Origin of the sequence: Streptomyces sp. NPDC048825 (genome assembly GCF_043198355.1) — a bacterium.
GTDB classification, from domain to species: Bacteria; Actinomycetota; Actinomycetes; order Streptomycetales; family Streptomycetaceae; genus Streptomyces; species Streptomyces xiangluensis.
The window spans coordinates 638,808-664,831 of record NZ_JBICUR010000001.1 but is presented as its reverse complement, the minus strand read 5'-3'; the positions used below and the strand labels follow the sequence as shown (position 1 = coordinate 664,831).

Sequence of the window (26,024 nt, the reverse complement as noted above, 5' to 3'; positions counted from 1 at the left end):
TTGGCCCCGAGATCGCCACGGCTCTGCTGGGCGCGCTCCGGGCGGGGGTGCATCCGCCGGTCCACGAGTACGGCTCGGTGGGCACCGGCGATCCGACGGCCCTGGCCGAACTGGGCCTGGCGCTGTTCGGTCACGCCTCCTGGGAGTCCGACGCGACCGCCGACGAGAAACCCGAGCCCCTGCGCATCCAACGCGGCGACGCGCTCGCCCTGTTGAGCAGCAACGCCCTCACCCTCGGCCAGTCCGCCCTCGCCTGCCACGACCTCGGCGCCCTGCTGCGCGTGGCGCACGTGGTGACGGCGCTCTCGCTGTACGCGGTGGACGGCTCCCTGAAGGCGTTCGCACCCGAGGTCCACCGCGCGCACCCGCATCCGGCGACCGTTCGCGCCGCGGCCGACATACGGCAACTCCTGGGCGTAGCGCTCCAGTCCGCACCGGTCCAGTCCACACCGGTCCAGCCGGCACCGGGCGAGTCGATACCGGCCGTACGAGACCTGCCGCATCGGTCGTACGACAGCTGCCGTCGCGCCCGCCGCCCCGCGTGCAGGATCCTTACGGCTTCTGCTGCTTCCCCCAGGTGCACGGCCCCGCGATGGAGGCGTGGGCGAACCTGGAGCGAGTGCTGTCCATCGACCTCAACTCGGCCACCGAGAACCCTCTGATCGGCTGGGACGAGTCCACCGGCACCCCGGTCGCACACCACCACGGCGGCTTCTTCGCCACCCCGCTCACCCTCGCACTCGACCAGCTGTGCCTCGCCGTCCTCGGCACGGCCCGCCTCTCGACGGCCCGCCTTTCCGCCCTCGGCCGCCCCGAACTGACCGGCCTGCGCTCCTACTTGGCCGACGAGGCGTCCGCGGGCTCGGGAATGATGACCCTCGAGTACAGCGCGGCCGCCGCGACCGCCGAGATCCAGACGCACGCCACCCCCGCCGCCCTCGCCCACGTCGTGCTCTCCGAGTGGAGGAGGCCGCGAGCTTCGCCACCCAGGCGGCCCGCAAGACCCTGCGCCTGACCGACGCCTACCGTCAGGTCCTGGCCTGCGAACTGGTAACCGCGGTGCGCGCCCTGCGCCGGCGCGGCACGCCGCCCCCGCCAGGAACCCCGGCGGCCCGGGCCTGCACCCGTGCGACGGAGGTCCTGAACCCGGCAATGGAGGACCGCCCGCTCACCGGCGACGTGACGACGGCAGCAGCACTTCTGACGGAGTTCACCCAGCTCACCTGAGTCCCGTCGGGCGCACGCCCGGGCGCGACAACGACCGAAAAGCGCCCCGTTTAGCCCAATTCCCCAGTTGTGTTGTGTATTCACGCCGATACAATCCGTAGTGAATGAATGCGCAACCATCTCGAGGGGGAGACGGAATTGACCCGCGCCTGGGAAGCAGACCCGTCCGCGTTATTCAAGCGACGACTGGGAAAGTCGGCCAAAGAGCTCGGCAAGACGGACGGCCGTGACGACTGCCCGGACATCTGGCAGCTCGACAACGGCGATATCGCTGTCATCGGCCGGGACCTCACGGCCGTCTACCGCCCCCGCCTCCCCGACGGCGTGACCCTTGCCCCCGACGAGCGGTTGGTGATCATTCCCGGCAGCATGCTCAGCGCGGCAAAGGCGGACATCCCCGATGCTTGACCTACTCGCTCCCCTCCTCCGGCCCGACCAGGGCGAACGACTCACGCGCGACGCCTACAAACGGGACTTCCGCGAACGTGACGCGAGGATCCTGAACGCGGACTCCTGGAAGCTGGAGCGCCGCCAGCACTTCGAGGAGCAGGGCAGTCCCAGCCGGGACGCGCTGCGCCGCGGAGAGTGGCAGGAGGCCCTGCGGCTCCTCGGAGACCGGCGTGACGACCTGCTCGCCACCGCTCGGGACGACGCCCGCAAGGGACATCACTTCCACCGGGTACGGGTGGTCGAGCAGCCGCTCACTCCGTACGTGCAGTGGGAGCTCCACTCCCATCGGCAGCGCGCGGAGTACGGAGAGCGGATCCGCGTCGTCAGCGCCGAACAGGTCGCCGCCGCCGAGCGCGAGCACCTGCTGCCGGAAGTCGTCGTCCTCGGCCACGACACGCTCTTCCAGGTCCTCTACTCCGCGTCCGGAGCCACCCTCGGCGCGGTCCGCTACACCGACCGCGAGCTGATCGACAGCTGGGAGAGCTACATCCGCAAGCTCTACGAGGCCGGGGACGACGTACGGGAGTACTTCGAGCGCGAGGTGGCACATCTCCCCCCGCCCCAGACCAGGACGGAGTAACCGATCACAGAGCCTCGCCCCGATGACAAACACCCCGGCAGTACGCACTCCGAGCTGTCGGGGTCGTCCTCCCATGACGTCGTACAGGCCAGGGACGTCACCGGAGGAATCCACTTCCACGAACAGTCGAAGGCGGACCACGGCAGCGGATCGGCGAACCCCACTCCACGGCAACTCCCGGCGAACGTACGCGGTTTCGTCAACCGCACCGACGAACTCGACCAGCTGAACGCGGTCCTGACCGGTGAGGGGGACGACCCGCTCGTCGTCTCGGTGTACGTCATCGCCGGCACCGCCGGTGCGGGGAAGACCTCCCTCGCGCTGCGCTGGGCCCACCAGGTCCGCGACCGCTTCCCGGACGGCCAGCTCTACGTCAACCTGCGCGGCTACGACCCCGGTCAGCCGGTCACCGCCCAGGAGGCCCTGCACCGTTTCCTCGCCGCCCTCGGGGTGGGCGCCCCCTCCGTGCCGCGGGATCTGGACGCCGCCGCGGCGCTGTACCGCTCGCTGCTGGCCGACCGCCGGGTCCTGGTGGTCCTGGACAACGCGGCCACGGTGGGCCAGGTCCGTCCCCTGCTGCCCGGCAGCGCGAGCAGCCTGGTCGTCGTCACCAGCCGCAGCCGGCTCTCCGGACTCGCGGTCCGGGACGGGGCACGCCGGCTCACCCTGGGCACGCTGCCGGAGCGCGAGGCCATCGCCCTGCTGCGCACCGTCACCGCCGGGTACCGGCCCCAGGACGACGAACAGCAACTCGCCGAACTGGCCCGGCTCTGTGCGCGACTGCCCCTCGCGCTGCGTATCGCCGCTGAACGCGCCGCCAGCGACCCCCATATGCGGCTGGCCGATCTGACGGCCGACCTGCGCGACGAATCCGCCCTGTGGGACGCCCTGAGCACCGGCGACGACGAAGAGGCCGAAGCCGTCCGCACCGTCTTCGCCTGGTCGTATCGCGCCCTGCCCGACCAGGCCGCCCGTCTCTTCCGGCTGCTCGGCCTGCACCCCGGCCCCGAGTTCGGCCTGAACGCCGCGGCGGCCCTGACCGGCGCGACCACGAGCCGGACCCGCCAGCTGCTGGACTCCCTGGTCGGCGCCCATCTGCTGGAACAGACCGCCCCGGACCGCTATCAGTTCCACGACCTGCTGCACGCCTACTCCATCGACCAGGCCCAGCACGAGGAGCCCCCCGAGGAACGGGACGCGGCGCTGCACCGCATCCTGGAGTGGTACCTCCATTCCGCCGACGCCGCACAGAGCTGGATCGCTCCCGCCGAGGACCACCTGGACCTCGCGGCGCCACCGGAGGGCGTACGTCCCCTGTCCTTCGCCGACTACGACGCGGCCGTGGACTTCTCCGAGCGTGAGCACACCAACCTCCTGCGGGCGGTGCACACCGCGGCAGCCGCCGGAGCGGACCGGCTCGCCTGGCAGCTGTGCGCCGTCCTGTGGAACGCGCAGTTCCCTTCCGCGGCGGGGGCCGACTGGCTGGGCGTGGGCCGTACCGGTCTGGAAGCGGCACGCCGGTTCGGCGACCGAGCCGCCGAGGGCCTGCTGTGCACGGACCTGGGCATGGCGTACGCGCGGGTCAACGACCTGGACCGAAGCCTCGAATGCCACCGGAGCGCACTGCAAATCTGGATCGCGTTGGGCGACCGCCTCAACGAGGCTCACTCGCTCAACCTGATCGGGCTGAACCATCTGCGCCGCCGACGGCTCGACAGTGCTGCCCGCCGCTTCGAGCAGGCCATCGCGGTCTTCCAGGAGCAGGACTCCGCACTCTGGGCCGCCACCGCGCTGTCCAACCTCGCGACCGCCCACTACCGGGCGGGACGCCTCCAGGACACCGCGACCGTCATCGAGCAGGCCCTCACAGCACACCGGGACCTCGGCAACCAGCGCGGCGAGGGCAACATCCTGAGCCTGTTGAGCGGCCTGAAACGTGAACAGGGCGATACCGAGGCGGCCCTGGCCGCAGCTCAGTCCGCGGTGGACATCGCCCTGGCACTCCGCAACCTCCGCATGGAGGGCTACTGGCTGCTCACGCTCGGCGATGCCCAGCAGGCGGCCGGGCAATTCGCGGACGCGCTGACCTCCTACCAGCGGTCCGCCACGCTGCATCAGCGTCTCGGCGACCGCACCAGGCAGGCGTGCGCCTGGCACGGCGTGGGCGAGGTCTACCGCCGGCTCGACCGCCACCCGGAGGCGGCCGACTTCCACCGCCAGGCCGCCGCCACCCACCACGACATCGGCGACGTCTGGCACGAGGCCCTGGCCCTCGACGGCCTCGCCTCGGCCCTGCGGGACAAATCCCCGGACGCGGCTCGCCGGCACTGGACGGAGGCACTGAGGCTCCTCGCCGACTACGACGATCCACGGGCCACGGCAACGCGCGACAGCCTCGAACACCGGCTGGCCGAATCCGACTGACCGAGCGGATACGTCACTTCAGCCCGGTCTGTACGCCAATTCCCCGGCGGCCGAGGAACGGGGAACGGCCCACCCGGCTAACCGTCCCCACACTCCTCTAGCCTGTCGCCCATGAACGCACCGGGGGACATGATCGACGGCCGCTTCGAGTTGATCGACCGGCTCGGGAGCGGCGGGATGGGGACGGTGTGGCGGGCGCGCGACAGCGTGCTGCACCGGGAGGTCGCCCTCAAGGCCGTACGGGCGGACGCGGCGACGTCGGACGCCCTGCGGGAGCGGGTGCTGCGTGAGGCGCGGGCACTTGCCCGGATCAACCATCCGAACGTGGTGACCATCCACCACATCGTGGACCAGGACCAGGACCCGCACCCCTGGCTCGTGATGGAGCTGGTGAGCGGCGTCTCCCTCCAGGAGCGGCTGGACGACGGCCCGTTGCTCCCCGCGGAGGCCGCACACCTCGGCCGTCAGGTGCTCGCCGCCCTGCGGGCCGCGGACGCGGCGGGCATCCAGCACCGCGACGTCAAGCCCGCCAACATCCTCCTGCGCCCCGATGGCACCGCCGTGCTCACCGACTTCGGCATCGCGGCCCTCCAGGGCTCGACCTCCCTGACGGCCACCGGCGAACTCATCGGCTCCCCCGAGTACATCGCCCCCGAGCGGATCCGCGGCAGCAACGACGACCCGGCGTCCGACCTCTGGTCCCTGGGCCTCGTGCTGTACGTCTGCGTCGAGGGCATCAGCCCGCTGCGCCGCGGGACCACGCTCGCCACCCTGGCCGCGGTGCTCGACGATCCGGTACCGCCGCCGGTGCGCTCCGGCCCCCTCGCGCCGGTACTCCAGGCGCTGCTCGTACGGGACCCGGCGGCCCGCCCCGACCAGGCACGGCTGGACGCGATGCTCGCGCAGGTGGAGCACGGCGCGATCCCGCACTGGGCGCCGCCGGCGGTGACGACGACGGCACCGCCGGCCCCGGCCCCGGACCCGGTGCCGCACCCGCTCACCCAGCTGGACACGCCCCGCCCGACGACGCCGCATCCCCGCCCCGACCACGCGCCCGGCCGTGCGCGCAGCCGAACGCCGATCGTCATCGCGGTCATCGCGGTCGTCATCGCGGTCACCGCCACCACGGCCCTCGCCCTCATGCTCGGCGATCGGAACGGCAACGAGGCCCGCGGCGGTACGTCCTCCACTCCGGCTACGCAGCAGCCGAGCCAGAGTCCCGAGCCGAACCAGCAGCCGGCCCCCGCACAGACCCCGACCCCGACCCCGACTCCGCCGAAGCAGACGGCCGGCCCGGCCGCTCCGCCCGCCGCCCCCAAAGGCGGCCGCTGGATCGCCCAGCTCTACTCCGAGCCCGTCAGCGCGGGCACGGCCGCCAGAGACCAACGGCTGGCCAGGATCCGCCAGTCCGTCCCCGAGGCCGTCTACGTCCGCAGTGACAACTTCGCCTCCCTGCGCCCCGGCTTCTGGGTCATCTACGCCCCCGGCCCCTTCCCCGACGGCCGAGCCGCCCTGACCTTCTGCCGCGAACGAGGCCGCACCACCGCGACCACCTGCCTGGGCCGCTACCTGAGCAAGAAGGCCTCCGACGTCGCCTTCCAATGCCGCCCGCCGGCCGCCACCCCGACGGGCCGCTGCACCCGCCCGTGAACACGGCCAGCAGCGAAAGCGCAGGTCAGAGCCCCTCGGTCATACGCGTTTCCTCCTAGGGGTGGCGGTACGGCAGACGGGCATCCACGTCGAGGTGGACGACCTCGGCCGGCGTCTACAAGAACACCACCAGGGGCATCGTCGCCCTGGTCTTCCGCTGCAAGCCCTCGGGCGGCCACGAGCGCACGTCGCGGCTTCCGCCTTCACGCCTCGGAAAGTGGGTCGTCTGACCGGTCCGACGTCGGCCAAATGTATGGGAGATCGTTCGGCGCGTCGGGGAAGAGTGGTGCGTATGTGTGCGGGTCTTTGCGCACCAGCGCCGACCGGTGGCTGCGGTGGAAGGCGTCGTCGCCGAGCCATGGAGGCAGTTCCCCGGCGGCGGCCAGTGGCACCTGGTGACGAACTGGTGCACCGGGACGGAATGCGAGGAGATCAGCGACGAGTGTGGCCGCACAGCTGTCCTGATGACCGTGTTCGCGCCATACCTTGCAGACTTCCAGGCCATACCGGACCAGTGCTTCCTCGGACCCAGCCCACATCCGCACTGCCGGATGGCGACGCCACCCGTAACCGGGTACGACAAGGCCGCGAAGAACCTGCAACGCCTCGACCCGCTGTTTGCCAAGCCGGCGACGATCCAGGACCAGGGCCGAGGCCCTGAAGTCGGGATAGGGCAAGAAAGTCTGCATGCCGTGAGGCAGGCCTTCAACGATCGCCGGTGCGGGGGGTGCGTCGGCCGAGGAGAAGAGCAAGACCGATCATGGCGATGCCCAGCACGAAATGGAGCCAATCGTCGGCAGTGTTGAAAGGCACGAAGTTGGCGTCACTACCGTGGCTGACGGCTAGACCGTAGATCCACAGCACCAGGTAGATGGCCCCGCCGACCAGCAGGTAGGAGTACGCACCGGAGGCGGTGCGGGCGAGCGCCAGACCGGCAACGCCGAAAGCCAGGTGTACGAGGTTGTGCAGGATGGAAATCTGAAAGATCCCGAACAGCTCGGCACCCGACTCGTGCGAGGCGAATTCCATGGCGCTGTAACTCGTGGTGATGCCGGGGATGAAGCCCAGTATGCCCACCAACAGGAATACGGTTCCCACCAGCATGGCGGCCTGCTGTACGGGGGTGCGGGCGGTTAGGCGCTGTGCATGTGTGGTCATGGTTGTGGACCCTCACTCTCATGCTGATGAGAGTCAGCATTAGGAAGCGGCTCCTGCCCGCGAGTACCACGCCCGGCTCAAATACCACACCACCTGGTCGACCAACACCATCGGCGTGCGCAGCTGGGCTCAGTCGACGCCAGGTGGAGCCCCGCCCCATTCCGGCAAGCTCAAGCCGTCGGCCGACTGCTTGGCATGTTGAATCGACAAACAAAAAATGGGGCGATTCCTTGAAGAGCGCGTGTTTGCTCAAGAAAAAGGGGCACTCCCCGGTCTAGGCAGTGCCTGCTGAGGTTCTGGCCGCTGAGATCAGGGGACGCCATGTGCAGAATCCCGGCCACGACCTCATCGTCATCTTCCCTGCCACCGCTCGGCTCATCGAGCCATGACGCTGCCACATCAGGTGAGAGGGAGACGAGGGCAACGGGTGTATGCGGCATTGTCGATCGGCTCGGGCTCACCCCGGCGTATGACCTGTCACCGCCAGGACTCAGGAAACCTCCCCCACCCCAGCTACCGGCTTATGACCGGGAGACACCATGATCGTCAAGAAAATGCACGAGACGGGCCTCCGAAGCGAGCATGCCTACATGGCCGCTTTCACGCCCATCGGCCTCACCGTTGTCGCCTGGATGACCAGCCTCAAAGCCGAACCCGGCACCGGGCTCGCCCGCGCCGACCGGTGGGGCATCTTCGTGGGCGAGTGGGCTCCCACGTTCTTCGGCCTCGGCCTCGCCCTGTCTCATTACGAACAGCACGACGGTACCCTCACGGCCAGCGTCCATGATCTCCGGCAGCGGCAGGAAGCCAGCTGAAAAAGAGGCTTCAGCAGCCGGATGCTTCCCGGTGGTGTCCGACCAGTCGGGCACCACCGCCATCTGCCATCATCTTTCAAAATCCGGGCTCGCGCCGAACCAAGGACGGGTAGCTCCGTCGGCTGCGCCTCGCTCCTCCGTTTGTTTGGTCCGGTGATCCTTGCTGGGCCGTCCCTGGGCCGCCCGAGGCCCCCCGGAGGCCGACCGCCGACGACCGACGACCGACAGTGACGGTCGACCCACAGCCGCCAGCAGCGAAACCCCAGGTCAGAGCCTCCCGACCATATGGGTTTCCCCCGAGGGGTGGCGGTCGGGCAAGATGGGGTGTATCTGCCCACTGCCGATTTCAAGCGTCCGGACGGTTTCTCTTGGCTGAGTACATTTACACCATGCGCAAGGCGCGCAAGGCGCACGGCGACAAGGTGATTCTCGACGACGTCACCCTGAGCTTCCTGCCCGGAGCGAAGATCGGTGTCCTCGGCCCGAACGGTGCCGGTAAGTCGACCGTCCTCAAGATCATGGCCGGCCTTGAGCAGCCGTCTAACGGTGACGCGTTCCTGTCGCCCGGTTACACCGTCGGCATCCTGCTGCAGGAGCCCCCGCTGAACGAGGAGAAGACCGTCCTGGAGAACGTCCAGGAGGGTGTCGCCTCGATCAAGGGCAAGCTCGACCGGTTCAACGAGATCGCCGAGCAGATGGCGACCGACTACTCCGACGCGCTCCTCGACGAGATGGGCAAGCTCCAGGAGGAGCTCGACCACGCCAACGCGTGGGACCTCGACGCCCAGCTCGAGCAGGCCATGGACGCCCTGGGCTGCCCGCCCGGCGACTGGCCCGTCACCAACCTCTCCGGTGGTGAGAAGCGCCGCGTCGCGCTCTGCAAGCTCCTGCTCGAGCAGCCCGACCTGCTGCTCCTCGACGAGCCCACCAACCACCTCGACGCCGAGTCCGTGAACTGGCTGGAGCAGCACCTCGCCAAGTACGCCGGCACCGTCGTCGCCGTCACCCACGACCGGTACTTCCTGGACAACGTCGCCGGGTGGATCTGCGAGGTCGACCGTGGCCGTCTGCACGGCTACGAGGGCAACTACTCGCAGTACCTGGAGACCAAGCAGACCCGTCTCAAGGTCGAGGGCCAGAAGGACGCCAAGCGTGCGAAGCGTCTGAAGGAAGAGCTCGAGTGGGTCCGCTCCAACGCCAAGGGGCGGCAGGCCAAGTCCAAGGCGCGCCTTGCCCGTTACGAGGAGATGGCCGCCGAGGCGGACAAGATGCGGAAGCTGGACTTCGAGGAGATCCAGATCCCGCCGGGTCCCCGCCTGGGCAATGTCGTCGTCGAGGTCGAGAACCTGAGCAAGGGATTCGGCGAGAAGCTCCTCATCGACGACCTGTCCTTCACGCTGCCGCGCAACGGCATCGTCGGCGTCATCGGCCCGAACGGCGCCGGCAAGACCACGCTGTTCAAGATGATCCAGGGCCTGGAGGAGCCGGACTCCGGTGCCATCAAGGTCGGCGACACCGTCAAGGTCAGCTACGTCGACCAGACCCGCGCGAACATCGACCCCAAGAAGACGCTGTGGGCCGTCGTCTCGGACGAGCTGGACTACATCAACGTCGGCCAGGTCGAGATGCCGTCCCGGGCGTATGTCTCCGCCTTCGGCTTCAAGGGTCCCGACCAGCAGAAGCCGGCCGGCGTGCTCTCCGGCGGTGAGCGCAACCGGCTGAACCTCGCGCTCACCCTCAAGCAGGGCGGCAACCTGCTGCTCCTCGACGAGCCGACCAACGACCTGGACGTCGAGACGCTGTCGTCGCTGGAGAACGCGCTGCTGGAGTTCCCGGGCTGCGCTGTGGTCGTCTCCCACGACCGGTGGTTCCTGGACCGGGTGGCGACGCACATCCTCGCGTACGAGGGTGACTCCAAGTGGTTCTGGTTCGAGGGCAACTTCGAGTCGTACGAGAAGAACAAGGTCGAGCGGCTCGGCCCGGACGCCGCTCGTCCGCACCGCGCCACCTACAAGAAGCTGACCCGGGGCTGATCTTGCGGCACATCTACCGCTGCCCGTTGCGCTGGGCGGACATGGACGCGTACGGCCACATCAACAACGTGGTCTTCCTCCGGTACCTGGAGGAAGCCCGTATCGACTTCCTGTTCCGCCCGGACAAGGATTTCCAGCAGGGGTCCGTGGTGGCACGCCATGAGATCGACTACAAGCAGCAGCTCGTCCACCGGCACACACCGGTGGACATCGAGCTGTGGGTCACCCAGATCAGGGCGGCGTCGTTCACGATCTCGTACGAGGTCAAGGACCCGGACCAGGTGTATGTCCGGGCCTCGACGGTGATCGTGCCGTTCGACTTCGAGGCGCAGCGACCGCGCCGTATCACCGCCGAGGAGCGGGCCTTCCTCGAGGAGTACACGGAGTCCACCGAAGACGACGAAGACTCCTCGGAGGCCGTCGCCGCATGACGGCCCTGCACCTCGCCGACGCCGGGGAGGCGGCGGACCTCGCCGCCTTCCTCGCCCGGCTGATCCACTACGACCGCGCGGCAGCCGTTCGGTTGCAGGGGTCCGGGACGGCGCTCGCGGTGTTCGGCCGGCCCCCGTCGTTCGAGGTGCTGGCGATCCGTACGGCGCGGCTGGCCAAGCCGTACGAGAACGGGCTTGACGTCTCGCTCGATGTGACCGTCTCGGCCGGTGAACTCCTGGAGTCCATCGACGAGTCGGCGGCCACGGGGCTCGTGCCCACCGCCGTCACCGGTCCGCCCTGGGCCGGGGTGCTGCCGCCGCGCGGCGGCTGGCGCCAGGAGCCGGGGCTTCCCGCGCTGGACACGGTGCGGGCGATGGTCGCCTCGGCAGTCGCCGAATTCCGTTCCCATATCGGTGAGTTGGCGCCCGAGCGGCGTACCCGCGCAGAACTGGACCGGATCGGGCGGGAGATCTGGTCCCGGCCGATCGGCGACACCGAACTCCCGGTGCGGGCCGCGCACGCGGCGCAGTCGCTGGGCTTCCTGCGGCCCGTACGCCCGTCCCTGCCCGACGAGCCCGCCCTGGCGCTGCTCTCCTCGGGCGCGTGGCTCAGGCTGCGCACGCCATACGGCTCGATCGCCGTACGCAGGGCGGGACTTGGCGCGCTGGACGTCAGCGTGCGCTGACCCTTCGCGTCAGTGTGTGCCGACCCGCTACACGAGCGGCCAGAGCGCGGCCGTGAGGGCGAAGCCGATCGTTCCCATCGTGGTCGTGAGGACCGTCCAGGTGCGCAGCCCGGAGGCCACATCGAGGCCGGCGAGCTTGGTGAACATCCAGTAGCCCGCGTCGTTGATGTGTGAGACGGCGAGGCCACCCGCACCCATCGCCAGGGCGATCAGGGAGAGCTGGCCGGTTGAGAGATCGGCACGCTCCAGAAGCGGGGTGAGGATGCCGGCCGTGGTGATCAGCGCCACCGTCGTCGAACCCTGAGCGGCGCGCAGGGTCAGGGCCATCAGGAAGGCGAGGAAGAGAGCGGGCAGGCCGGTGCGGTCCAGCACGTCGGCTATCGCGTCGCCGATGCCGCTCGCCACGAGGACCTTGCCGAAGACCCCGCCCGCGCCCGCCACCAGGATCACCATCGCCACGGGCGGCAGGGCGGAGCCCATGACCTCGGCGATGCGTGCGCGGTCCCAGCCGCGGCGGGCGCCCAAAAAGTACGCGCACAGGGCGACGTCGATCAGCAGGGCCACCATCGGGGCGCCGAGGACCGTGAGGACGGCTCGGACAGTGGAGTCTTCGGCGAGGAGGTTCTGGCCGAGGGTGCCCAGGAGGATCAGCAGGATCGGGGTGACGATCAGGGCCAGGACCATGCCGAAGGAGGGCGGGCGGACTTCGGGCGCGGTCGAGGCGGTGGGCTTGGTGAGTACGGCGGTGCCGTGGCCGTGGCCGTGGCCGTGGCCGTGGCCGTGCCCGTCGGCCCTGGCGGTGGTGGGTGCCGGGCTGCCTCCCTTGCCTGATCCGTCGGTGCCGATTGCGCCCGTTGTGCCGCCGCCCGTCCCGCCTCTGCCATCGGTGACGGCGTCCGGGACGGCATCCGGTGCGTCCTCGCCGTAGACCTCGGCGTACACCACCGGGTCCATCGGGTACTCGCGGCGGGTCATGCGGCGCGACACCAGGTAGCCGAGCAGGACCACGACCGCAGTGAGCGGGATGCCGATGAGCAGCACCAGACCCTGGTCGGCGCCGATCGCCTGGGTGACGGCGACCGCGCCCGGGTGCGGAGGCAGGAAGGCGTGCACGGTGAGCATCGCGGCGCCCATGGGAAGGGCGTAGACGAGCAGGGGCTTACGGGAGGCGCGGGCGACGCCGTACGCGATCGGCATCAGGATGATCAGGCCGACCTCGAAGAAGACCGGGATGCCCAGGACGAATCCGGCGACGGTGAGCGCGAGAGGGGTGCGTCTGGAGCCGAAGCGCTCGATGAGGGAGTGCGCGAATGCCTGGGCGCCGCCGGAGAGTTCGATGATCCGGCCGATCATCGCGCCGAGGGCGATGATCGTCGCGATGTGGCCGAGCGTGGAGCCCATGCCCGACTCGATGGTCTCCACCAGTTTGGCGGCCGGTACTCCCGCAGTGAGCGCGACGCCGATGGAGACGACGACCAGAGCGACGAAGGGCTGGACCTTGGCGCGGAGGATCAGCAGCAGAAGCGTGGCGACGCCGGCGAGGGCTATGAGGAGGAGGGTGGTGTGGCTCATCGGGCTTCTCCCTCTGGGGAGTTGTTCTCGGAGTTCTTCGGGGAGGGGTGCTTCGGGGAGAGGACGGTGACGACGGAGGAGTCGTCGTGAGCGGCCAGGCCGGCGAGTTCGCCGAGGAGGTAGAGCTGTTCGGCGGCGGCTGCGAGGGGGACCGGGACATGGGCGTCCCTGGCGATGCCGGTGACGATGCCCATGTCCTTCACGAAGATGTCGAGGCGGGACTTCACCTCCGGATCGGGGCCGTCCTCGTACGCCTCGGCCATGCGTGGGCCGCGGTCGGCGAACATGAACGAGCCGGCGGCGCCGTGCCGGAGGCTCTCCACGACCGTGGCGGGGTTCAGTCCCAGGCCGCGGGCGAGGGCGACGGCCTCGGCGGCGGCTGCGATGTGGACGCCGGCGAGGAGCTGGTTGATCGCCTTGAGGGACTGGCCGTCGCCCGGGTGGGGACCCACGACCGTGAGGGTGGAGGCGAGGAGTTCGAGGACCGGACGGGCGAGATCCAGCGCCTTGTCCTCGGCGCCCACGACGATCAGGAGGTCGCCGTTGCCGGCGCGTACGGGGCCGCCGCTCACCGGGGCGTCGACGGTCAGCACGCCTTCTTCTGCCAGGCGGGCAGCCGTGGCGCGGGCCGCGTCGGGACCGACCGTGCTGGTGAGTACGACAGTGGTACCGGGGCGGAGGCTTTCGGCCGCGCCGTGCCGGCCGAAGAGAGCGCCGTCCACCTGGGCCTGGTCCCGGACGGCGAGCAGGACGATGTCCGCGTCGCGGGCCGCCTCGGCGGGGGAGCCCGCGGCGGTGCCGCCCGCTGCGACGAGCTGGGCGCGGCGGTCGTCGGCTATGTCATAGGCAGTGACCTGGAGATGGGCGGCCAGGCGGCCGGCCATGGGGAGGCCCATGGCGCCCAGGCCGATCACTGCGGTTCGGGGAGCGATTGCCATCGGGAGCGTGTCCTTTTGGGGAGAGGGAGGGGAGGGGCACAGACGGGGAGAGGAAGGAGGGGACGGGGAACGGCGGAGCGGGGTGCCGCTCACGGCTACGAGGGAGAGAGCCGGCCGATGATCCGGGTTGCTGCCCGGGTGACCGCGTCGCGGCCCGCGGCCCAGAGGCTCACCACGTCCGAGCCCGGCAGGGCGGACGGGAGCTGGGCGGACATGGCCTCCAGGTAGGCGCGGCGGAGTTCCGCGTTGACGTTGACCTTGGCCACGCCTCGGGTCAGGGCTCCGTGGAGCTCGGCGGTGGGCAGGCCGCTGGCGCCGTGGAGGACGAGGGGGACGGGGACCGCCGTGTGGAGGGCGGACAGGCGGGCAAGGTCGAGGTGGACCTCGTGGGTGGTGAAGCCGTGGACGTTGCCCACCGCGACGGCAAGAGCGTCGATGCCGGTTTCGGCGACGAATTCGGCGGCCTGCGCCGGGTCTGTCATCGCCGTGGAGGAGGCATCGGCGTTCGTCGACACGTCCTCGTCGCCGGGCAGCGCGCCCAACTCGGCCTCCACCCATGCCCCGTGGTCCCGGGCCCTGTGTACGGCTTCCTTCGTCAGCTTGATGTTCTCGGCGAAGGGGAGGTGGGAGCCGTCGACCATGACGGAGGTGTAGCCCGCCTGCAGGCAGCCGGTGATCTCGTCGAGGTCGCGGCTGTGGTCGAGGTGGACGCCCAGGCGGGCGGTCGAGTGGGCTGCCGCGTCGAGGGCGAGGCGCATCAGAGGTTCGCGGCCCGCGTGCCTGAAGGGGCTCGAACCGGCCTGGATCAGCACCGGGCGGCCGGGAGCGGCTTCGGCCGCGGCGACGATGCCCTGGACGGTTTCCAGGTTGTACGCGACGAACCCCGGGAGGGCGTACCCGACGGCGTACGCGTCGGTGAGGGCCTTCAGTCCTTCCGTGCCGGTGAGCAGCATCAGGCGGCGCTCCTCAGCAGGGCCAGGGCGTCGGCGAGGGCGTTGTCGCCGCCGACGTTTCCGGCGAAGACGATGTACGGGATGCCGGCTGCCGGGCCGTCGACGGGCTGCCACAGGGAGACGATGCCGGGGAGCAGGGTGCCGCGGGCCCAGGCGCGGCGGATCTCCAGGCCGTGGGTCGCGGTGTCGCTGGAGGTGATGCCGCCCTTGGCGATGACGAAGGCGGGGCGACGGGCGGCGTTGACGAGGCGTACCGCCTCGACGAGGGCGGCCGAGACGCGGCGGGAGATGGCGAGGCTGGTGTCCGCGTCCTTGCCGGTGACGACCTCGCGGGTGGTGCGGATGACGGCGTCGGAGGTCTCCAGGGCGGCCGCGGCCGCGGTGGCGGTCTTCTGGATGTGGGCGTCGCGGCGTGTGTCGTCGAGGAGTTGGGCGACGTCGAGTTCGTACTCGGCGAGGCTGCCCCGCTGTTCGCGCAGCCGGTCCAACTGGCGGGTGGTCAGGGAGACATGGGAGCCGACGACGATGAGGCCGTGGGGGGCGTCCCCGCGCAGTGGGCGGAGTTCGGAGGCAGTGAGGGGAGGGTGGGCGGACTGGCCGGCTCGGGCGCGAACGAAGGAGGGGCCCACGCGGTAGAGGAGGCGGGCGCCCTTCTCCTCGGCCTCGGCGAGGGCCAGGGAGAGGACGCGGAGGTCGTCGTCGCAGACGGCGTCGACGACGGCCGTGGCACCGTCGCGGAGGCTTGAGAGAAGGGCGGCGACGTGCGTGGGGCCGTAGGTGCGGAGGTCGGTGAGCGTGATGCGCAGGACCTTGTCGGCGGGGATACGTCCGGCGGTCTTCTCCTCGACCCAGTCGGGGAGGGCGGAGGAGCGGTAGCCGAAGGTGGCGTCCTTGGCGAACTCGCTCTCGCCGACCGGAAGGAGACCGTCAGCGGTGCGCATCCAGTGCGTGGAGTCGACGGTGAGGCGGCCGGCCTCGATGTACGCGGGGACGAGGACGACTCCGTCGGGACTGCCCTCGCCGGTGTCGGTTCCGGTGCGCGTGCCGGAGCCGAGACGGGTCAGCTCCTCAGCCAGTACGTCCGTTTCGAGGGGGAAGTGGCCGCGGAGGGTCGAGTCGCTTCGGGAGGCGATGACGTAGGGAATGCCTTCGGCCTCGGAGGCCTTGTGGAGGGCGCGCACGATGTCACGGTTACGGGCGGCGGCGTCGGCGGGGGCGAGGCTGCGGGTGTTGGTGAGGACGAAGAAGGCGGTGCTGTTCTGGCGAAGGGCCCAGCGGAGGTCGTCGACGGTCCAGGTGGTGAGGACGGGGATGTCCTTGACGGTCTGGGTGCCGGTGGGATCGTCGTCCAGGACTGCCAGACGAGGGGCGGACTGGATTCTCTCGGCGACCTCTGATGCCGGGACCGGCCGGACGGGCGGGAGGCCGGAGAGGACCTCGTGCTCGGGGAGGACATGACGGGGTAGGGACATGGCGGTTCCTGGGCCTGGTGGGTGGATTGTGGAACGGTGCGGGCCGGGGTTCGAGTGCCCGGAGGCATGGGGCTCGAGGGCAAGGGCCGTACGGCTGTTGGGGTGCTCACCCGCGCGCGATCACCGGCGCGTGGTCACCGGCGCGCGCCGGGTGCCGGGTGTGTGTCGGGTGTTGTGTTCTTCGGGCCGGGTGCCGCGCCGGCGGCATGACGGCCTTCGGCTACGGGGCCTGGTCCTTGATCACATGCGTGCGCAGGTCGTTCGCGGTCTGGTTCATGTGGGCGTCCATCGCGCGGCGGGCCTTGTCCGGGTCGCCGGACTCCAGAGCGACCAGGACAGCTTCATGGTGGGCGATCGCGTTGACGCGGATCTGAGGGATGGCGGAGGTCTCCCGGCGTCCTTCTGTCAGCAGCGGGCCGAAGGGCTCGAAGAGAAGGGGGACGAAGAGGTTGCCGGTCGCGCGCATCACCGTGGCGTGGAAGTCGATGTCCGCCTGCACGAACAGCTCCGTGTCGGCGGTGTCGGCCGCTTCGCGCATCGTCGCGAGGTGATCGCGCAACTCGGCGAGGTCGGCCTCGCTGCGGCGGAGCGCGGCGAGTTCCGTGGCACCGTTCTCGATGAGGCGGCGGGCCTCGATGAGCCGCTCGGAGAGGGCGGTGTGCGAGGAGCGGGACGCGGCGCGGACCACGGGTTCCAGGGCCGTCCAGCGGTCCGGGGGGTTCACGTACGTGCCACGGCCGCGGACCACGCGTACGACGTTCTGGGCGCGCAGGTGCTTCACCGCCTCGCGCACGGTCAGGCGGCTCACGGACGACTGCTCGGCCAGCTCAGCCTCCGGAGGGAGGGCTGCGTCCGGCAGATACGTACCGTCGATGATCGCGTTGAGCAGCTTCTCGGCGAGGTCTTCGGAGAGCGACATCGTTGAGCCTCCGGCGGGCGGGTCTGGGGCAGGTATTGATCCAGAGTCTGACATCACATGAACGCGATGGTGACCAGGAGATCTGACGTCAGACATCTGATGTCTCGATGCGGGTAACCATGACACCGGCTCCCGGGCCCGTCAATACCTGTGCGCGATTGCTGTTCGGTTACGGCACTGGATCACTCTGGTCCGCCCTGGGACCACTCTGGATCACTCGTCTTCGCTGTCGTCGGGCCTCACGGCGATGTGGTCGGGCTCCAGTTCCAGGGCGACGCGGTCGCGCATACCGAGGGCCTCGGTGTACTCGGCGGGAAGCTGGAGCCGCCCCGCGCGGTCGAGCATCGCGTACTCGCGGGCCACCACCCTCTCGTGGCCCGTCGTGGCGTCGACCTCGGTGCGGCGCAGCACCTCCGTGGAGGTGCGGCCGTCACGGATGGCGACCGTGCGGCGGACTTCGCCGGCGACCGCCTGGTCGTGGGTGACGATGACGATGGTGGTGCCGAGGTGCTCGTTCGCCGTACGGAAGGCGGCGAAGATCTGCTCGGCGGTGTGGGAGTCGAGTTCGCCGGTGGGTTCGTCGGCGAGGAGCACGGCGGGGGAGTTGGCCAGGGCCACGGCGATGGCGACGCGCTGTTGCTGGCCGCCGGACAGCTGGTGCGGGTGGCGGGCCCGGCAGTCGGCGATGCCGAGCAACTCCAGGAGTTCCGACGCGCGTTCGGCCTTCGCCCGGCGGCTGCGGGTGCCGCGCAGCTGCATGGGGAGGGCGACGTTCTGGGCGGCGGTGAGGTAGGGGAGGAGGTTGCGGGCGGTCTGCTGCCAGACGAAGCCGACGGTCTCGCGGCGGTAGCGGAGGCGGTCCTTCGCGTTCATGGTCAGCAGATCGCGGCCGGCGACCCGGGCGGCGCCCGCGGTGGGGGTGTCGAGGCCGGCCAGGATGTTCATCAGGGTCGACTTGCCGCTGCCGGACGCGCCCACCAGGGCCATCAACTCGCCCTCGCGGACCAGGAGATCGAGGCCCTGGAGTGCCTGCACCTCCACACCGTCCGTGGAGAAGACCCGGACCAGGCGGTCACAGGTGATCAGCGCGTCGTGGCCGTAGGCGGGACGATCACGGCGGTCGGCGGCGCGGTGGGCCAGGTCGGCGAAGGTCGGGTTCGTGGCCGTCATCGGGCGACTCCTCCGGTAGTGGTCGGCCGGCTGTCTCCCGTACGGGGCTCCGTGCCGTCCGGTGTCATCGGGCATCCCCCGCCCGTAGTTCCGTGACCGAGCCCTTCCTCCCCGTCCACCACGCCTGAGCCGCCGCGATGCCCGTCGCGAGGAGGAGCACGGCCAGGGCGGGGAGCAGCAGGGACGCCGGGTCGGTGTGCAGCGGGGCGGTGCCCGGTGGGGGCGCGCCGCCGGGGGTGGCGAGGGCGATCGTGGTCAGGTCGATGCCGGGCGCCAGGAGGCGGACGGCTGCCCAGCCGGTCAGGGCGCCGCCCGCCGCCGCGAGGAGGGCCCCCGGCAGGGCTTCCAGTACGAGCAGGCGGCGGCCCTGGCTCCGGGTCAGGCCCATGGTGCGCAGCCGGGCCAGCAGGGCGGCGCGTTCCGGAGCGGCCCGGATCAGGGCGAGCAGCAGTGCGAGTACGGCGTATCCGGCGCCCGCTGCGACCGCCGCCGTGTAGACGCGCTCGGCGCCGGACTGGAGAGGGGAGTCCACGTACCGGGCCCGTTCCTCGGACCGCAGCCGTACGTCCGTGCCGGCGCCCGCGGCTTTGTGCAGCGCGCCCGCATCCAGGTGGTCGCCGGTCACCAGCAGGGCGGTCGGGCGCGCGGCTTCGGTGCCGAGACCGGAGCGGTCCACGACCAGGAAATCGGTGCCTGACACGGCCGGCGTCAGGTCACGTACGAGGGCGATACGGACGGTGATCTCGCTGCCGTCCTCCAGGCGTACGGGGAGGGGACGGGTGCCGTAGCGCTCGGCGACGGAGGGGGAGGCAAGAGCGGGAAGCGCCCGCTCCGCGGCAGCCTCCGGGCGGCTCAACTCGCCCGCGGGGAACGCCCCAAGACCCGTCCGGCCCGCCAGCCTCGCGTACTCCTTGGGCTCCACCCCCGCGAGCGGCACCGTCACCGGCCCGCCCTCCGGCTTCGCCAGGTACGTGATGCTCAGCGCCGTCACCTCGCCCGCGCCGGACGTCGAACGGACCTCCTCGGGCAGACCGGCGGGCAGCGGACCGGTGGCTTCGATCCGGGCGTCCGCGCCGAGGGTGAGGAGTGCCGCGGTCCCGCCCGCCAGCACGGAACCGTTCCTAAAGACTGAGCGGGAGTGAGTCCTGGTGCCAGAACTCATGCTCAGCCGAACGCCCCGAACGGTGTTGGGCGTTCTGGTCCACCGCTTTCACTCCGCGTCCGGCGCGCACGGATCGTGTCCGTGGTCCGGGAATGCGGGGGCGGTTTCCCTCGCCCCCTGGGGTGCCCGGTCGGGCCTGGACGGTCCGATGCCCCGCACGATCGCTCTGGTCGTGCGGGGGCGGTGCCGTCCGTCGCCGGATCGGGTGCCCCAGGGCGCGCCTGCCGATCGCCACGGCAGCAGCGTCGTGGCGAGTGGTCTTTCTGGTCTCGGTGGTGAGGGGTTTTCGCCAGTGTTGGGCGCCCCATTTGGAGGTGTAGGCCGGGTCGACGGCGACGATGGTGATGCCGAGTTCGGCTGCCATGCTCACCAACCGGGCCCGCAGCCTGGCGGTGGGCATGCCGGAGATGAGGTTGCGGAATCGTTTGCGGCGGCCGTGTTTCTCGCGGGTGGTCTCCGCGGTGAAGTCGAGGTCTTCGAGTGCGATCGCGAGGCCCCGGCGCTTTGCCCAGTGCAGCAGGCGGATCAGGGCGTGCCTGACCTGCGCGTCGCGGTGCTGGGCGGTACCGGACAGGTCGTAGTTGAAGCGTCGGGGATGGCCGGTGGGGTTGCCGTGTTCGTCGAGGCGCCAGGCGGCCAGGTGGTCGGCGTTGGTGTCGAAGCCGATCAGGCCTCCGGCGCGGACCGCTGCCAAAGACACGGTCTGGACTGGAGGGATCGTCCAGGACGCGGTCAGGTACCAGCGTCCCCGGCCGGTGTCTTCGTGGATGCGGTAGGCCACGGCCCGGTTGGCGGCGACGCGGTCGGCCCACTGCTCGCCCCGGTGCGCGAACGACACCCTCGTCGCCAGCATGTACCGGCCGTGCGGAGCGTTCGCCAGGTGCGCCAGCGGCGCGGGGAGCTTGAGGGAGACCTCGCCGTCGTCCGTGACGCGGATGGTCTCGTTGCCGAACCTTTTGCCGGACTCGCCGTCCGCCTGGAGAAACCGGCGCCCGGCCTGCCACCGCGTGCGCCACTGCTCCTCGGTGAGATGCGCCTGCTCCAGGTGGTGCCGGGTGTTCAGCAGCGGTTTCCCGCCGCGCACCACGCGCACGACCCCGGCCTCACGGTCCGCCCGCACCGTCTGGAGCCGGTCTTCGAGCACACACAGGCGGCGCCTCTTCGCGTGCCACTCCCGCGTGCTGCGGTAGCCGCCCGGTGCCTGCTTGGTGCCTTTCTCACCAACAGGTACGGACAGCCGGTGTTCGATCGTCTCGATCCCGGCCTGAAGGCTCTGCAGGTGCGCGAGCTGGCCGCGCCTGGCCAGCGCCCACTGATCGTGCGTGGCCTTCGTGATCGACCCGGCCCAGCGGGAGGAGGACACCTGCGAGAGGGTGCGCTTGCGCTCGGCCCACCGTTCACTGTCGTGCTCCAGCCCGGCCGCGCACCGTGCCTTCAGATCACGGGAGGCGAGCGAACCGAGCAGGTCGCCGACCAGGCGCAGAACCATCTCGTCCCGGGCGGTCAGGCCCTTGAGCCGGGTACGGATGGCGACCCCCGAGGGGCCGGGCACCACGAACGGCGCCGCCACCTCCCGCAGTCCCCCCACCCCTGCACCCCTCAACCTGGTGTTACGAAAATCCGTCACCACACCCAACGACCATCGCCGGCGAAGGTCACCTATTCGATGTAAGAACTTTCGTTCCCTATCGATGAGTGCACCTGCCACTGCCCAGGAACTCAATCGTGCGCACCAGAACACACTCAAGCGCCGTCGATCACCACCTGTTCACAACCCCCTGACTCCGCAGCGAGCTCACCGGGTCCTGGCGGCGCAGCGCCAGTACCGCCGTGACGAGCAGCGCGAGCTGGAGCGCGACGATCAGCAGCGTCGAACGGGAGACCAGCAGCGAACGTTCGACCCGGTCCAGTTCCTCCGGCAACGAGATCGTGACAGCCGTGGTGCCATACATCGCGGGGGACTTGACCAGCGCCTTGGGGCCGGCGCGCGCGGCATCCCGCAGGGCGTCGATCCGCTTGGGGCGTCAGTCCGTGTGCGTCAGCCCGCCGTGTTCACCATCGACGCCGCCGCGTACGTCAGGTAGCTCCACAGCGTGTGCTCGTGCTCCTCGGAGAGGTCGAGCTCGTCGACGGCGACCCGCATGTGCTTCAGCCAGGCGTCGTGCGCCGCGCGGTCGACGGCGAAGGGGGCGTGGCGCATCCGCAGCCGGGGGTGGCCGCGGTTCTCGCTGTACGTGGTGGGGCCGCCCCAGTACTGGATCAGGAACAGCGTGAGGCGCTCCTCGGCCGGGCCGAGGTCCTCCTCGGGATACATGGGCCGCAGCAGCGGGTCCTCGGCGACACCCTCGTAGAAACGGTGGACGAGGCGGCGGAAGGTCTCCTCCCCGCCGACCTGCTCGTAGAAGGTCTGCTCCTGAAGCGTGCCGCGCCGAATCTCGACCACGTTGGTTGGCCTCACAAAAATCGCTCTGGTCAGCCCCTGGCTCTCAGCCGGGGGTCCGGGGGTCGTCCCCCGGAAATTGCAGCCACTGCTCCATGGTCTCAGACGGGGAGACCGAGGACTCAAGGCTTAGGACCATGCGCAAGGCTTGGGGAACGGCGCGTTCACGCACTCGCCTCCGGGAGCCTCGCGCCGCACAGTGGAGGTATGAGCGCGCACGCCATCGACCACGGCCTGGACGACCTCGCCGCCACGGCGCGGGCGGCGCTGGTGCGCGAGATCGAGGGGAGCGGGGCCTGGGCCAGTGACCCGGTCTGGCGGGAGGCCTTCGAGAGCGTCCCGCGCCACCTCTTCGTGCCGTACTACTTCGTCGGTGCCCAGGACGGCTACGAGCGACTGTGGGGCGAGGACCCCGACCCGCGCAGGCGTGAGCGCTGGCTGCGCGGCGCGTACGCCGACTCCCCGCTGGCCACCCGGGTGCGCGACGGCCAGCTGCTCTCGTCCAGCAGCCAGCCGTCCCTGATGGCGAAGATGCTGGCGGAGCTGGAGGTACGGGACGGCAACGCGGTCCTGGAGATCGGCGCGGGCACCGGCTACAACGCGGCCCTGCTGGCCCACCGCCTCGGCGACGAACTGGTCACCACCATCGATCTGGATCCGGAGATCACCGAGTCGGCCCGGCGGCATCTGGCCGCCGCCGGGTACCACCCGAGAGTCGTCACGGGCGACGGCGCCCGCGGCTGTCCCGAGCACGCCCCGTACGACCGCGTCATCGTGACCTGCGCGGTGACCTCGATCCCGCGCCCGTGGCTCGCCCAGTGCAGCCCCGGCGCCCATATCCTCGCGCCGATCGCGACCGGCGTGATCGACCTGCGCGTACGCGACGCCGAGCACGCCGAGGGGCACTTCCTGCGCACGCCCGCCTACTTCGTGCCTCTGCGCGGCACCGAGCGCCCCGAACCGCGGCCCACCGCCGACGGCGGCCTGCCGCGCCGGGCGATCCAGAACGAACTCTTCCGCTTCCTGCTGGCCCTCACCGCGGGCGCCCTCGACCCGCACGAGGCCCTGGCCCTGTGGGAGCGCGAGGAACAGCCGGAACGCGCGCGGTACGGGATCACGGTCAGCGGCGAACGCGAGTGGGCCTGGCTGGACGACCCGGAAGGGCCGTACGCCTGGCCGCTCACGTAACGCAGATCACATACCGCAGATCACATACCGCGGATCACATGCCGCGGATCACATGCCGCGGATCACATGCCGCAGATCAGAGAACGCGGCTGCTCAGCCCCGGCGAATCGTGATCGTCGTCCACGCCCCCACGTGCACCCGGTCGCCGTCCTGCAGTGGTACGGGGACGAAGGGCTGGATGGGCTCCTCGCCGCCGTTGACGGTGGTGCCGTTCGTGGAGTTCTGGTCGACGACTGCCCAGCTGCCGTCCGGCTGCTGGACGAGGACCGCGTGCTGGTGCGAGACGCCCGGGTCCTCCGGCGGCACCGACAGATCGATGTCCGGGGACTCGCCCGTGGAGTGGCGACGGCGGCCGATCGTGATCTGGTTGCCGATGAGCGGGCGCTGCTGCTCGGGGGAGTACGCGGGCAGGTTCAGGCCCGCGGCCTCCGGACCGGAGCGCTGCATCATCGCCATGAAGTACTCGCGGTCGGGCCCGATCGTGATGCTCCAGGCCATCGGCTGCTGCTGGTACCCGGGCGGGGCCTGCGTCGCACCGGGCTGCGGGTAGCCGTAGCCGCCCTGGCCCTGGCCGCCGGGATCGCCGCCCGGCGGAGGAAGGACCCAGTCGTCCCCGCCCCCGTAGGGCTGCCCGCCCGGACCCTGCGGATGCCCGGTCCCCTGCGGATACCCGGGCGGAGCGTGCTGCTGCTGGTACGCCTGCGCGGCGCCGGGGCCACCGTGCCCGCCCTGACCCTGACCACCCTGACCCCCGAAGTCCCCGGGATTACGGGGGTACCCACCCTGGCCCGAGGGGTCGCCGTACGGTGAGAGCGGCTCGGCGGGACGGTTCATCTGTGAGGGACGCGAGCTCTGGTAGTCGTACGCGTCATGGCCGGAACCGTGCTGTCCGGGCGGCTGCTGCTGGAACCGCAGCGCCGGGTTCGGACCGCCGGGGCCGGCACCGGGCTGCGGAGGAGGTGCGGCCGGGGTGTACGAGGTGGCCGTGTTCGTCAGGAAGTTCCACCGGCACTCTTCGCAGAACGGGGCCGCGCCCTCGCGCGGGGTATGGCACTGCGGGCAGAACTCGGGCTCGGGCGACGGGTGGTCCGGTACGGCGGACAGGTGCGGGCGTCCGCCCTGGCCGGGCGGCGGCGAACCGGGCTGTGGATAGCCGTAGCCGGCGGCGGGGGGCGGCGGCGGAGGCGGGGGTACGGCACCGGCCATGCGGTGACCGCAGACCTCGCACCAGTCGTCGGAACCCGACTGGTGTCCGTTCGGGCAGGTCGGCATGTCGGCGCTTCCCCCTTTCTGTTCCGGCCCCGGGGGACCGAAGTTCTCCGTCCCCCTCGGTACAGGGTCCGGGTTCGTCGCTCCGGCCCCGGGGAGGGGCCGGACCACCTATTTCTTTACACGAACAGTCTTTGTCGACCGTGTTTCGAGTGTCATCTCGTCGGCCTCTTCGACCTTCGCCTTCAGTCGCACAGTACCTGCCGGGGCGTCGACCACGTCCACCACCTTCGCAAGCAGTTTCGCCGTATCCGCGTTTCCGGAGACACTGGCGAGCTGAACCGCGCGGCCCAGCTTGGCCGTTGCCCCGTCGATATCTCCCGCTTTACGGGCATCCAGTCCCTGTTGGATGACTTGTGCCAGTTCGGCCTGACCCGTGTAGTGCGCGACCTGCGGATTGATCGACGTGGACGCCGCCATGTCGTCGGTCCACACGGCCCGTACGAGACCCTGGGCGCCCAGCGTCTGGGCGGGGCCCTCGGGTTGCGGGATCACAAGAGAGACCCGGGCCGCCAGCATCTCCTGGCCGATCTCGGCCGTCGGCACTTCCACGCACACGTGGTAGTCCCGGGACTCGTCTCCCCAGGAGCCGGTCGGGTAGTCCCCGGCGCGCGGGCCCGCCTCCGTGCGGCGGTCGGTCAACTCCTCTACTGTGGGCGCCACTTGCTTGACGAACTTGATGGAGGTGCCCACCGGCGTCCACAGCCGCAGTGCGACGTCCGCGACCTCCTTGCCCATCGCCGTCTCCATCATCTGCGTGAAGTCGGCGGACAGACCCGCCGGGTCGGCGACGATGTCGGCGGTGCCGAGCAGCGCGGAGGCGATCCCGGTGACCTCCTTGACCTCCCAGTCGGTGCCGACGCCCCGCGCGTCACAGGTGAAGCGCCCAGCGCAGGCGTCCAGCGCGGCCTTGAGGTCTTCCGCCGACTCGTGTTCGTTCCGTCCGTCGGTGAGCACGATGCCGTGCCGGATCGCGACGTCCGCCGAGGCCAGCAGCCGGTCGGCGAGCCGCAGCCAGGTGCCGATCGCGGTGCCGCCGCCCGCACTCAGCTTGCGCAACGCCTGCTTGGCCTGCTCGCGGGTCCCCGCGTCGGCCACCGCGAGCTGCCCGCCGCCGGGGTAGACCTCCTTGGCCACATGCGTGCCGCCGATCACCGCGAAGTGCACTCCGTCGCGTACGGCGTCGATGGCGGCGGCCGTGGCGTCCCGGGCACCGCGCATCTTGGTGGGCGGGTAGTCCATCGAGCCCGAACAGTCGACCATGATCGCCACGGCCGCGTCCGGGCCCTGGCCCGGTGTGTAGAGGTGCGGCGCGGCGACCGCACTTCCGACGGTGCCGCCGCCGGTCGAGGTCACCGTCACGATCGCGTTGACCTCGCGACCGCCTTCCGGCAGGTACTCGTTCTGGTACACCTCCACCGAGAACTGCGGCACGTTCGACTTAGAGAAATTGGCCATGCCTTCTTAGCTCCCCCTCAGGACCCCCA

The 26,024-nt window shown here is 70.5% G+C and carries 25 protein-coding genes and 2 pseudogenes; 13 read left to right on the top strand and 14 right to left on the bottom strand.

Annotation, left to right across the window (positions count from 1 at the left end):
* Nucleotides 1-47 precede the first annotated feature (47 nt).
* The 8 genes and pseudogenes from ACGFNK_RS02970 to ACGFNK_RS02935 form a co-directional block, all read left to right on the top strand.
* Nucleotides 48-356 (top strand): annotated as a pseudogene (locus ACGFNK_RS02970) (aromatic amino acid lyase); the annotation flags it as partial.
* A 185-nt stretch (nt 357-541) separates the two neighbouring features.
* Nucleotides 542-1,015, top strand: coding sequence for an aromatic amino acid lyase (locus ACGFNK_RS02965; RefSeq protein ID WP_393411301.1), 474 nt, complete (start codon nt 542-544; stop codon nt 1,013-1,015).
* Nucleotides 961-1,227, top strand: a complete 267-nt coding sequence (locus ACGFNK_RS02960; RefSeq protein ID WP_393411299.1) for an aromatic amino acid lyase — start codon at nt 961-963, stop codon at nt 1,225-1,227. Before ACGFNK_RS02965 ends, ACGFNK_RS02960 begins: the two co-directional genes overlap by 55 nt.
* Before the next feature lie 138 nt (nt 1,228-1,365).
* Nucleotides 1,366-1,635: a hypothetical protein gene (locus ACGFNK_RS02955; protein WP_344396922.1), complete on the top strand. Its 270-nt coding sequence runs from the start codon at nt 1,366-1,368 to the stop codon at nt 1,633-1,635.
* A complete protein-coding gene (locus ACGFNK_RS02950) occupies nt 1,628-2,257 on the top strand; it encodes a DUF6879 family protein (protein WP_386352856.1) in 630 nt (209 codons plus the stop codon). The genes ACGFNK_RS02955 and ACGFNK_RS02950 overlap by 8 nt, the downstream gene beginning before the upstream one ends.
* A gap of 54 nt (nt 2,258-2,311) precedes the next feature.
* Nucleotides 2,312-4,681, top strand: a complete 2,370-nt coding sequence (locus ACGFNK_RS02945) for an ATP-binding protein (RefSeq protein WP_393412138.1) — start codon at nt 2,312-2,314, stop codon at nt 4,679-4,681.
* Between the two features lie 111 nt (nt 4,682-4,792).
* The gene (locus ACGFNK_RS02940) at nt 4,793-6,331 is read left to right on the top strand and encodes a serine/threonine-protein kinase (RefSeq protein ID WP_393411297.1); all 1,539 of its coding nucleotides are present in this window, start codon (nt 4,793-4,795) and stop codon (nt 6,329-6,331) included.
* Nucleotides 6,332-6,404: 73 nt separating this feature from the next.
* Nucleotides 6,405-6,522: pseudogene (locus ACGFNK_RS02935) on the top strand (NUDIX hydrolase); the annotation flags it as partial.
* Nucleotides 6,523-6,534: 12 nt separating this feature from the next.
* Here the strand turns inward: ACGFNK_RS02935 and ACGFNK_RS02930 are convergent.
* Together ACGFNK_RS02930 and ACGFNK_RS02925 are read right to left on the bottom strand one after the other, a co-directional pair.
* Nucleotides 6,535-7,020: an MSMEG_6728 family protein gene (locus ACGFNK_RS02930; protein ID WP_393411295.1), complete on the bottom strand. Its 486-nt coding sequence runs from the start codon at nt 7,018-7,020 to the stop codon at nt 6,535-6,537.
* 16 nt (nt 7,021-7,036) lie between these two features.
* A complete protein-coding gene (locus ACGFNK_RS02925) occupies nt 7,037-7,489 on the bottom strand; it encodes a DUF4383 domain-containing protein (protein ID WP_393411293.1) in 453 nt (150 codons plus the stop codon).
* A 539-nt stretch (nt 7,490-8,028) separates the two neighbouring features.
* Between ACGFNK_RS02925 and ACGFNK_RS02920 the strand changes: the two genes are divergently transcribed.
* The 4 genes from ACGFNK_RS02920 (at nt 8,029) to ACGFNK_RS02905 (ending at nt 11,454) form a co-directional block, all read left to right on the top strand.
* Complete coding sequence (locus tag ACGFNK_RS02920) at nt 8,029-8,304, top strand: hypothetical protein (RefSeq protein WP_393411291.1); 276 nt, start codon at nt 8,029-8,031, stop codon at nt 8,302-8,304.
* A 368-nt stretch (nt 8,305-8,672) separates the two neighbouring features.
* Nucleotides 8,673-10,337 carry an energy-dependent translational throttle protein EttA gene (ettA, locus tag ACGFNK_RS02915; protein WP_393411289.1) on the top strand — a complete coding sequence of 555 codons (1,665 nt, stop codon included), beginning with the start codon at nt 8,673-8,675 and terminating at the stop codon, nt 10,335-10,337.
* 2 nt (nt 10,338-10,339) lie between these two features.
* Nucleotides 10,340-10,768, top strand: coding sequence for an acyl-CoA thioesterase (locus ACGFNK_RS02910; RefSeq protein ID WP_386352869.1), 429 nt, complete (start codon nt 10,340-10,342; stop codon nt 10,766-10,768).
* Nucleotides 10,765-11,454 (top strand): hypothetical protein, encoded by a 690-nt coding sequence (locus tag ACGFNK_RS02905; RefSeq protein ID WP_393411287.1) that lies wholly within the window; start codon nt 10,765-10,767, stop codon nt 11,452-11,454. The genes ACGFNK_RS02910 and ACGFNK_RS02905 overlap by 4 nt, the downstream gene beginning before the upstream one ends.
* 27 nt (nt 11,455-11,481) lie before the next feature.
* Here the strand turns inward: ACGFNK_RS02905 and ACGFNK_RS02900 are convergent, their stop codons facing one another.
* The 10 genes from ACGFNK_RS02900 to ACGFNK_RS02855 all read right to left on the bottom strand — a co-directional run bounded on the left by ACGFNK_RS02900 (nt 11,482) and on the right by ACGFNK_RS02855 (nt 22,083).
* Nucleotides 11,482-13,026: an SLC13 family permease gene (locus ACGFNK_RS02900; RefSeq protein ID WP_393411285.1), complete on the bottom strand. Its 1,545-nt coding sequence runs from the start codon at nt 13,024-13,026 to the stop codon at nt 11,482-11,484.
* Nucleotides 13,023-13,964 (bottom strand): NAD(P)-dependent oxidoreductase, encoded by a 942-nt coding sequence (locus ACGFNK_RS02895; RefSeq protein ID WP_393411283.1) that lies wholly within the window; start codon nt 13,962-13,964, stop codon nt 13,023-13,025. Before ACGFNK_RS02895 ends, ACGFNK_RS02900 begins: the two co-directional genes overlap by 4 nt.
* A gap of 95 nt (nt 13,965-14,059) precedes the next feature.
* The gene (locus ACGFNK_RS02890; RefSeq protein WP_393411281.1) at nt 14,060-14,917 is read right to left on the bottom strand and encodes a class II fructose-bisphosphate aldolase; all 858 of its coding nucleotides are present in this window, start codon (nt 14,915-14,917) and stop codon (nt 14,060-14,062) included.
* Entirely contained in the window at nt 14,917-16,389 is a 1,473-nt protein-coding gene (locus ACGFNK_RS02885; RefSeq protein ID WP_393411279.1) for a four-carbon acid sugar kinase family protein, read from the bottom strand. Before ACGFNK_RS02885 ends, ACGFNK_RS02890 begins: the two co-directional genes overlap by 1 nt.
* A gap of 220 nt (nt 16,390-16,609) precedes the next feature.
* Nucleotides 16,610-17,308, bottom strand: a complete 699-nt coding sequence (locus ACGFNK_RS02880) for a FadR/GntR family transcriptional regulator (RefSeq protein ID WP_393411277.1) — start codon at nt 17,306-17,308, stop codon at nt 16,610-16,612.
* Between the two features lie 213 nt (nt 17,309-17,521).
* Nucleotides 17,522-18,478 carry an ATP-binding cassette domain-containing protein gene (locus ACGFNK_RS02875; protein WP_393411275.1) on the bottom strand — a complete coding sequence of 319 codons (957 nt, stop codon included), beginning with the start codon at nt 18,476-18,478 and terminating at the stop codon, nt 17,522-17,524.
* Between the two features lie 64 nt (nt 18,479-18,542).
* A complete protein-coding gene (locus ACGFNK_RS02870; protein ID WP_393411273.1) occupies nt 18,543-19,589 on the bottom strand; it encodes an FtsX-like permease family protein in 1,047 nt (348 codons plus the stop codon).
* A gap of 10 nt (nt 19,590-19,599) precedes the next feature.
* Nucleotides 19,600-21,228: an IS200/IS605 family accessory protein TnpB-related protein gene (locus ACGFNK_RS02865; RefSeq protein ID WP_393411271.1), complete on the bottom strand. Its 1,629-nt coding sequence runs from the start codon at nt 21,226-21,228 to the stop codon at nt 19,600-19,602.
* A gap of 169 nt (nt 21,229-21,397) precedes the next feature.
* Entirely contained in the window at nt 21,398-21,592 is a 195-nt protein-coding gene (locus ACGFNK_RS02860) for a hypothetical protein (protein ID WP_393411269.1), read from the bottom strand.
* Between the two features lie 86 nt (nt 21,593-21,678).
* Nucleotides 21,679-22,083 (bottom strand): globin, encoded by a 405-nt coding sequence (locus ACGFNK_RS02855; protein ID WP_393411267.1) that lies wholly within the window; start codon nt 22,081-22,083, stop codon nt 21,679-21,681.
* Nucleotides 22,084-22,287: 204 nt separating this feature from the next.
* On the opposite strand from ACGFNK_RS02855, the gene ACGFNK_RS02850 reads away from it, so the two are divergent.
* Entirely contained in the window at nt 22,288-23,268 is a 981-nt protein-coding gene (locus tag ACGFNK_RS02850) for a methyltransferase domain-containing protein (protein ID WP_393411265.1), read from the top strand.
* 93 nt (nt 23,269-23,361) lie between these two features.
* Here the strand turns inward: ACGFNK_RS02850 and ACGFNK_RS02845 are convergent, their stop codons facing one another.
* Both ACGFNK_RS02845 and ACGFNK_RS02840 read right to left on the bottom strand, forming a co-directional pair.
* Nucleotides 23,362-24,540: an FHA domain-containing protein gene (locus tag ACGFNK_RS02845; protein ID WP_393411263.1), complete on the bottom strand. Its 1,179-nt coding sequence runs from the start codon at nt 24,538-24,540 to the stop codon at nt 23,362-23,364.
* Between the two features lie 108 nt (nt 24,541-24,648).
* A complete protein-coding gene (locus ACGFNK_RS02840) occupies nt 24,649-25,995 on the bottom strand; it encodes a VWA domain-containing protein (protein ID WP_393411261.1) in 1,347 nt (448 codons plus the stop codon).
* Nucleotides 25,996-26,024: the final 29 nt, after the last annotated feature.